The organism is Saccharothrix sabaoui, assembly GCF_051756985.1.
GTDB lineage: Bacteria > Actinomycetota > Actinomycetes > Mycobacteriales > Pseudonocardiaceae > Actinosynnema.
This window is the reverse complement of sequence record NZ_JBPKJK010000268.1, coordinates 1-7,354: the sequence shown is the minus strand read 5'-3', so window position 1 is coordinate 7,354 and position 7,354 is coordinate 1. Positions and strand designations below refer to the sequence as shown.

Annotated in this window: 9 protein-coding genes; 6 read left to right on the top strand and 3 right to left on the bottom strand. The window is 73.0% G+C overall.

Annotated elements, in window-relative coordinates:
* From ACR807_RS40300 to ACR807_RS40290, 3 genes are all read left to right on the top strand, one after another.
* The coding region (locus ACR807_RS40300) for a M16 family metallopeptidase (RefSeq protein WP_438926811.1) at window positions 1–1,339 on the top strand (1,339 nt) is incomplete at its 5' end.
* Entirely contained in the window at window positions 1,336–2,121 is a 786-nt protein-coding gene (gene dapB, locus ACR807_RS40295; protein WP_438926810.1) for a 4-hydroxy-tetrahydrodipicolinate reductase, read from the top strand. The genes ACR807_RS40300 and dapB, both read left to right, overlap by 4 nt.
* A 5-nt stretch (window positions 2,122–2,126) precedes the next feature.
* The gene (locus ACR807_RS40290; RefSeq protein ID WP_438926809.1) at window positions 2,127–2,582 is read left to right on the top strand and encodes a tetratricopeptide repeat protein; all 456 of its coding nucleotides are present in this window, start codon (window positions 2,127–2,129) and stop codon (window positions 2,580–2,582) included.
* Window positions 2,583–2,726: 144 nt separating this feature from the next.
* On the opposite strand, the gene ACR807_RS40285 is transcribed toward ACR807_RS40290, so the two are convergent.
* The gene (locus ACR807_RS40285; protein WP_438926808.1) at window positions 2,727–3,473 is read right to left on the bottom strand and encodes a Crp/Fnr family transcriptional regulator; all 747 of its coding nucleotides are present in this window, start codon (window positions 3,471–3,473) and stop codon (window positions 2,727–2,729) included.
* Between the two features lie 193 nt (window positions 3,474–3,666).
* Here ACR807_RS40285 and ACR807_RS40280 point away from each other — a divergent pair, with 193 nt between their 5' ends.
* The 3 genes from ACR807_RS40280 to ACR807_RS40270 all read left to right on the top strand — a co-directional run bounded on the left by ACR807_RS40280 (window position 3,667) and on the right by ACR807_RS40270 (window position 6,364).
* Window positions 3,667–4,404 (top strand): nucleotidyl cyclase domain-containing protein, encoded by a 738-nt coding sequence (locus ACR807_RS40280; protein WP_438926807.1) that lies wholly within the window; start codon window positions 3,667–3,669, stop codon window positions 4,402–4,404.
* Window positions 4,401–5,864 (top strand): hypothetical protein, encoded by a 1,464-nt coding sequence (locus tag ACR807_RS40275; RefSeq protein ID WP_438926806.1) that lies wholly within the window; start codon window positions 4,401–4,403, stop codon window positions 5,862–5,864. Before ACR807_RS40280 ends, ACR807_RS40275 begins: the two co-directional genes overlap by 4 nt.
* Before the next feature lie 119 nt (window positions 5,865–5,983).
* Window positions 5,984–6,364 (top strand): hypothetical protein, encoded by a 381-nt coding sequence (locus ACR807_RS40270; protein WP_438926805.1) that lies wholly within the window; start codon window positions 5,984–5,986, stop codon window positions 6,362–6,364.
* On the opposite strand, the gene ACR807_RS40265 is transcribed toward ACR807_RS40270, so the two are convergent.
* The gene (locus ACR807_RS40265) at window positions 6,312–6,821 is read right to left on the bottom strand and encodes a hypothetical protein (RefSeq protein WP_438926804.1); all 510 of its coding nucleotides are present in this window, start codon (window positions 6,819–6,821) and stop codon (window positions 6,312–6,314) included. The two genes, ACR807_RS40270 and ACR807_RS40265, sit on opposite strands and share 53 nt — an antisense overlap.
* Window positions 6,822–6,842: 21 nt before the next feature.
* Window positions 6,843–7,354: GNAT family N-acetyltransferase (locus ACR807_RS40260; RefSeq protein WP_438926803.1), on the bottom strand; the 512-nt coding region annotated here is incomplete at its 5' end.

Below are 7,354 nucleotides of genomic sequence, written 5' to 3'. Positions count from 1 at the left end.
CCCCGGGCACCTCCAGAAGCCCGGCAGCACGGTCGCGCTGGAGCGCGGCGACAGCGGCGTGACGGTCCGCCGGACCCTGCTGCCGTCGGGTCTGCGGGTGATCACGGAGCGCGTGCCGGGCGTGCGGTCGGCGTCGGTCGGCCTGTGGGTGCAGGTGGGGTCGCGCGACGAGCGCGCCGAGGTCGCGGGCGCCGCGCACTACCTGGAGCACCTGCTGTTCAAGGGCACGGCGAACCGCTCGGCGGCGGCCATCGCGGAGGAGATCGACGCGGTCGGCGGCGAGCTGAACGCGTTCACCGCGAAGGAGCACACCTGCTACTACGCGCACGTCCTGGACGAGGACCTGCCGCTCGCGGTGGACCTGGTGTGCGACGTGGTGTTCGAGGCCCTGTGCGAGCCGCGGGACTTCGAGACCGAGCGCGGCGTGGTGCTCGAGGAGATCGCGATGCGCGACGACGACCCCGAGGACCTGCTGCACGACGCGTTCCTCGACGCCCTGCTGGGCGAGCACCCCCTGGGGCGGCCGGTGCTGGGCACCGAGCAGTCCATCGGGGACATGCGGCGCGACGCGCTGTTCGGCTTCTACAAGCGCCGCTACGCGCTGCCGCGGATGGTGCTGGCGGTGGCGGGCAACGTCGAGCACGCCCAGGTGATGCGCCTGGTGCGCAAGCTGGTCGGCGCCCGCCTGGACCGCGCGGGCACGCCGGTGGCGCCGCGCGCGGGCCGGGCGCGCTTCCCGGCGACGCGCCGGCTGGTGCTGCACGACGACGACACCGAGCAGGCGCACCTGATGCTGGGCGTGCGGGCGCTGGACCGGCACGACGAGCGCCGGTTCACGCTGAACGTGCTGAACGCGGCCCTGGGCGGCGGGATGAGCTCGCGGCTGTTCCAGGAGGTCCGGGAGCGGCGCGGCCTTGCCTACCAGGTGTACTCGTCGGTGGGCCTGTACGCGGACGCGGGCACCCTGTCGGTGTACGCGGGCTGCCAGCCCGACCGGCTCGGCGACGTGGCGGGCGTCGTGCGCGACGTGCTGGACGCGGTGGCCCGCGAGGGCCTGTCGGACGCCGAGGTGGCGCGCGGCAAGGGCCAGCTGCGCGGCGGGCTCGTGCTGGGGCTGGAGGACACCAGTTCGCGCATGTCCCGCATCGGCAAGGGCGAGCTGAACTACGGCGACCACCTGTCGGTGGAGCAGACCCTGGCGCGCATCGACGCGGTCACGCCCGAGGACGTCGCGGCGCTGGCGGGCGACCTGTTGCGACGCCCCGTCGCCGGCGCCGTGGTCGGCCCCTACTCTCACGTGGACGATCTGCCGTCCCAGGTGCACGAGGTGATCTCTTGAACGACCCGTCCCCCCTCGACGAGACCGTGCGGGAAGAACCGCTCCGCGTCGGCGTCATCGGCGCGCGCGGCCGGATGGGCGCGGAGGTGTGCCGGGCGGTCGAGGCCGCGCCGGACATGGAAGTCGTGGCGATGGTCGACGCGGGCGACTGGCTGTTCAACCTGTCCGACGCGGGCGCCGAGGTCGTGGTCGACTTCACCAGCCCCGAGGTCGTGATGGACAACATCCGGTTCTGCGTGGACAACGACATCCACGCGGTCGTCGGCACGTCCGGGTTCGACGCGCGGAAGCTGGGCACGGTCTCCGAGTGGCTCGACGCCAAGCCGGGGGTGGGGGTGCTGGTCGCGCCGAACTTCGCGATCGGCGCGGTGCTGTCCATGCGGTTCGCCGAGCTGGCCGCCCGGTACTACGAGTCGGTCGAGGTCGTCGAGCTGCACCACCCGCGCAAGGTGGACGCCCCGTCGGGCACGGCCGCGCACACCGCCCGGCTGATCTCCCAGGCGCGCGAGGCGGCCGGGCTCGGCCCGATGCCGGACGCGACGACGCAGGAGGCGCCGGGGGCGCGCGGCACGCTCGTGGGCGACGTGCGGGTGCACTCGCTGCGGGTGGCGGGGCTGATCGCGCACCAGGAGGTCGTGTTCGGCACCGAGGGCGAGACGCTGACGCTGCGGCACGACTCGCTGGACCGCAAGTCGTTCATGCCGGGCGTGCTGCTGGCCGTGCGGCGGATCGGGGAGCACCCGGGCCTGTCCGTGGGCCTCGACAAGTACATGGACCTCTGAGGGCGATGAGCACCCGCACCGCCGCGTTCCTCGTCACCGCCGCGCTGGCGGTGTACTTCGTGCTGCTCGGCGGTCGGGCGGTGGTGCTGCTGGGCACCGGCGACCCGGTGGGCGTCGCGCTCGGCGTGGGAGTGCTGCTGCTGCCGCTGATCGGCGCGTGGATCGCGTGGACCAACATCAGGTTCGGCTTCACCACGGAGCGGATGGCGCGGCAGCTGGAGGCAGAGGGCGCGCTGCCCGACCTCTCCGGCCTGCCGCGCACGCCGTCCGGCCGAGTGGACCGGACTGCGGCCGACGCGTGGTTCGAGGAGCGCGGGCGGGACGTGGAGGCGCGGCCGGGGGACTGGCGGGCGTGGTTCCTGCTGGCCCAGGCGTACGACCTGTCGGGTGACCGGGGGCGGGCGCGCGAGACGATGCGCAAAGCCATCGACCTTTTCCACGTGCCTACGAATCGGGCGTGAGCCACCCGAGTGAGACGCGGTTCATCCGGTCTTAACGCTCTCTTGCCTTGGATTCGATCGTCACTCTCCGTATCGTATGGGCTGTGACGCACACCTGCGAAGCCCTGCGCCTGACCGTGGCCCTGCTCGTCGTCGCCGCCGCGCTCACCGCCGCCCTCGCCCTGACCTAGTCGTCCCGGCCGGCTCCGGTTCCCACGTGGCCGCGGAGCGGCGGCGGAGCGCGTCCGGTCGCAGCACCACGACCCGCTGCCGTGCAGTGGCCACGATCCCCTCGTCCCGCAGCGCGCGCAGCGCACGCACGACCGCCTTGCGCGACGACGCGATCGACCCGGCCAGTTCCTCCTGGCTGAACGGCAGGGTGATCGCCACCCCGTCGGCGTGCGCCGCGCCGTGCTCGTCGGCCAGTTCGGACAGCAGCGACGCCAGGCGCTGGGCGGTCGTGCTGTCGCCGAACTCGGTGCGCCGCCGCGTGGCCGTGCGCAGTCGGCCGCACATCACCGCCAGCAGGGCGAGGGCGATGCCCGGGTTCGCCCGGAGGGCGGACGTGAACCGGTCCGCCGGCACCCGGAGCACGGTGAGGTCGTCGACGGCGGTCACCGTCGCCGTCCGCGGCTTCCCGTCGATGGCGGCGAGCTCACCGAGCACGTCGCCCGCGCGCCGCACGGCCAGGACGTGGCCGCAGCCCCTCGTGGACGCGGCCACCACCTTCACCCGGCCCTCCAGGACGACGTGGACCGACCTGCTCGTGTCGCCCTCGTGCAGCACCTCCTCGCGCGCGCCGTAGCTCTCCTCGACGCCGCACGCCAGCAGCACCTCCCGTTCGGCGTCGGTGAGCAGCGCCCACAGCGAGTCGGGTGCGGGGCGTCCCCCGCGGTGGTTCGGCGGTGCCACGACGCCTGCCTCTCCGGCCGCACCCCGTGACGTCAGGTCACCGGGGATCGTCCGATCGGGTAGATAACGAATAGGTGGAGCAGTGGGCTGTGGGACATCCGTCCCAGACAGCTGGGCTGTTTCCTGCCATGTTCTCCACATGCGTGGACGGATATCACCCGCATGTGGGAGTAAAGAACACGGAAGCAGGAACATGCTGAACGACCTGGAATACCGGGCCATGCTGGCGCTCGACGTGCAGCGGTCCAGCGGCCGGGGGGAAGCGGCGCGCAAGGAGTTGCGCCGGGTCCTGTTCGCGGAACTGGAATCCTCCTGCCGGGAGAGCGGGATCGAGTGGGCGGAGTGCTTTCGCGAGGATCTCGGTGACGGGATGATGATCGTCTTTCCCGCGATGACGGCGAAGAACCGCATCATCCATCCCCTGGTGCCGGAACTGGCCGCACGATTGCGGGCGCACAACCGGTTGGCGGGCGAGTTGACCGGGATCAGGGTCCGCGTCGCGGTGCACGCCGGCGACGTGCTGGTCGACGGCGACCGCATCGTCGGCAGCCCGATGGAACTCCTGGCCAGGCTGCTCGACGCACCGCAGTTGCGCCAGGCGCTGGCCACCGCGCCGGAGTCCGCGCCGCTCGCGTTGATCACCTCGGCGCACGTGCACGAGGAGGTGGTGCGCCACGGTTATCCCGGAATCGACCCCGACGACTTCCGGGCGGTGGCCGTCGAGGTGAAGGAAACGGCCGTCGACGCCTGGCTCCGGGTCGCCGGGGGCGCGCCGGCGCGCGATCGCCGAATGCCCGGTACCGCCGGCTCCGCACCGGCCCCGGAGAAATCCGCACCGGGTTTCGTGCAGCACAACACGCCGTCCGCGCACGGTGTCGTCTATGCCAGTCAAGGTGGAAACCAGCACTTCTGGACCGGAGGTCCCCGATGATCGACGACAAAGGCCCCCGGCAGTACAACGCACCCGCCGCGGGCGGCAACGTGTACGCCAACCAGGGCGGCACGCAGAACATCTACGCGCAGGAAGCCCGGGACCACTTCCGCGACGGCCTGGAAGCGCTCAAGCACCACCTCTACCCCCAGGCGCTCGATCTCTTCGAGACCTACCTGGCCACCGCGCCCCGAGCCGGCCTGGCCGACGCCGCCGACGCCGAGGCGCAGGTGACCCTGGCCTGCGCGCACGTGTACGCCGCGATGGCGCTGCTCTCGGGCAGCCCGCCGTCGTACCGCACGCCGGAGGAGGTCCTCCGGGTCAACCGGCACCTGGAGAACGCGCTGAAGGCGGACCCGGCGCACCCCGTGCACAGCCAGGCGTCGGTGCTGTGGGCGATCGTCAAGGACGACTACTACGACGCCGACGGGATGCCGGCGCCGCCGCCGGACGCGGCGACGCTGCGGAGGGGCGTGGGGATGCTCGGCCCGCACGAGGTGACCACCTTGGTGGAGCACGTCGCGCCCGCCCGCGGGGAGACGTGGCGCGCGCTGACGACCCGGGCGGGCGAGCTCGGCATCCCGATCTCCGTCGCCGAGGTGGACGAGGTGCGGCGCGGCGGTGACCCGAGGCGCGCGGAGGCGGTGCGGAAGTACTTCACCCCCACGCCGGAGCCCCGGCAGGCGTGGCCGTGGCAGGCGCTGGCGGCGACGGCCGCGTTGCTCGTCCTCGTCGGCCTCATCGCGGGAGACCCCCTCTTCCTCGTCGTGTGCTTCGCGGGCGCGTTCTTCGCCGGCCGCGCCGGCTTCCGCCTGGCCAAGGAGTACCGCGAGTACCTGCGGCTGCTGGCCGCCGCCGAGCCGAAGCCGAGCGACCGGCGGATGGACGAGTGGCTCGGCGACGACGTGGAGCACATCAAGCGCAAGGCGGCGCGCCGCCTGCGGCTCAACATCCGGATCAACACCCACGGCGGCGACCTCGTCGTCCCGGCCCAGGTGGTCGTGGGCATCCCGCGGTCCCAGTACGGCGCGGCCCGGCGCGTCCGGATGTGCCGGGGCGGCGACGGGGAGCTGCGCGCCAACACCTACGACGTCGTCATCCTCTTCCTCACCGGCGGGTTGGTCAGCGCCTACCGCGGGCTGCTCGACTTCGAGTCCGGCGACGTCCTGTTCGACGAGACGCAGGAGCACCACTACCAGGACATCGTCGGCGTCTCCTCGACGTCGATCCCGATGCCCAAGCCGCTGTCGGAGCTGGTCGAGGTCGTGTACGGCATCGACGCGACGATCTCGCTCGCGCACCAGTTCAGGCTGTCCATCACCAGCGGCGAGGCCCTGGAGGTCGACACCGGCTACAGCGGGCCGGTGGCCGAGGCCAACGGCAAGGTCGCCTGGCGCAACAACGAGCACGCGCTGAACGTCATCCAGAAGCTGGTGCGCGCCCGCCACGGCGCCCGGTGAAGCCGAGGGGTCCCCTGCCGGACCGGACCGGACCGACCGGACCGGTCAGGGGACCCTGCCGGGCGTCCGAACGGGTGAACCCGCGTGACATCGCGGAAGCGCCGGGTAAAGGCGTGGGCATGGATCGCACTGCGGTGGACCGCCTCTACGACTGCGACGTGCTCGACCGCCACGGCCGGCACATCGGCCACGTCGTCGGGCTGTGGCTGTCGAACGGCCGGCCGACGTGGGCCTGCGTGCGCAGAACGGCCGGCACGGCCGTCGTGCCGATCCGCGGCGCCCAGGTCCGCGACCGCCGGCTCGTCATCCCGGTGGACCGCCGCGAGGTCGAGGACGGGCCGCGGGTGGACGACTCCGCGCTGTCCGACGCCGACGTGACCCGCCTGCACGACCACTACGGCCTGTCGGTGCCCGAGCAGGGGCTGGTGCCGCACGACCGCGCGGGCGCTAGTGCACCAGCCAGCCCGCGAGCGCGGCAGGCGACGCGGCCAGCGCGCTGAACCGCGTGAAGCGACCGATCACGCCGGTGGAGATGAACAGCCACGACGACATGCCGGCCAGGCCCGCGAGGACCGTGGTGAACATGAACGGCGGCAGGCCGACGACCGAGCTGACCGCGTGCGTGCCGAACATCCAGTGCGGGTGGCGGTGGCAGCGCAGGCGCACCCACTCCAGCCTCGCCCCCCACCTGAGCCGCCACGGCGGCAGCGGCTTCCCCGGCTTCTCCGGCTTCCCCGCGCGCCGCAGGAACGCGGGCAGGCGCAGCGAACCGCGCGCGGCCAGGAAGTAGAACATCTTGCCCAGCACCTGACCCAGGGCCACGGCGAGGCCCACCCACCACCAGGCGATGCCGGGCTGCTGCGTCACCAGGCCGATGACGAAGATCTCGATGCTGATCAGCGGGAGCACCGCGGAGCCGAACGCGATGCCGAACGTGAGGCACAACCACCCGAGCACGTGACCGAGGTTACCGACGGATCACGTCGTCAACAGCAGGGAAAGCCCCCCGGAAACCCTGATTTCCCTCAGGGGTCGACCCCCGGCGTCCAGGGTGCGCACCGTGCCGTCGGGCACCCAGTCGGCCTTGGCGTAGAAGCCCGTCGACGCCTTGTCGGCCTCCGGCACCCACGCGACGCCCCGGGTCGCGCCCTCCTCGCGCAGCCGCGCCGCGGCCGTGGCCAGCAGCCTGCCGCCGTGCCCGCGCCGACCCCAGCGGGGTTCGACGAGCACGCTGACCAGCGCCGTCGTGGCCGCGTCGGCGGGCAGCGCGCCGTCCGCGCGGGCCACCTCGCCGTCGGGCGCGGGACCGGCCACGCAGAACCCCACCAGCCAGCCGCCCTCGGTGGCCACCAGCACCCGGCCGCCCTCGACGGCCTCGGCCCAGGCGGCGGCGGTGCCCGCCACGTCCAGGCCCGCCAGCACCTCCTCGGGCACCAGGTCGCGGTAGGCGGTCCGCCACGTGTCCCGGTGGATGCGGGCGATCTCCGCCA

What these genes read in the sequence shown, in the direction of transcription:
- ACR807_RS40280 (WP_438926807.1), top strand. Translation starts at nt 3,667, where the DNA reads ATGCTGAACGACCTGGAATACCGGGCCATGCTGGCGCTCGACGTGCAG.
- ACR807_RS40270 (WP_438926805.1), top strand. Translation starts at nt 5,984, where the DNA reads ATGGATCGCACTGCGGTGGACCGCCTCTACGACTGCGACGTGCTCGAC.
- ACR807_RS40290 (WP_438926809.1), top strand. Translation starts at nt 2,127, where the DNA reads ATGAGCACCCGCACCGCCGCGTTCCTCGTCACCGCCGCGCTGGCGGTG.
- ACR807_RS40275 (WP_438926806.1), top strand. Translation starts at nt 4,401, where the DNA reads ATGATCGACGACAAAGGCCCCCGGCAGTACAACGCACCCGCCGCGGGC.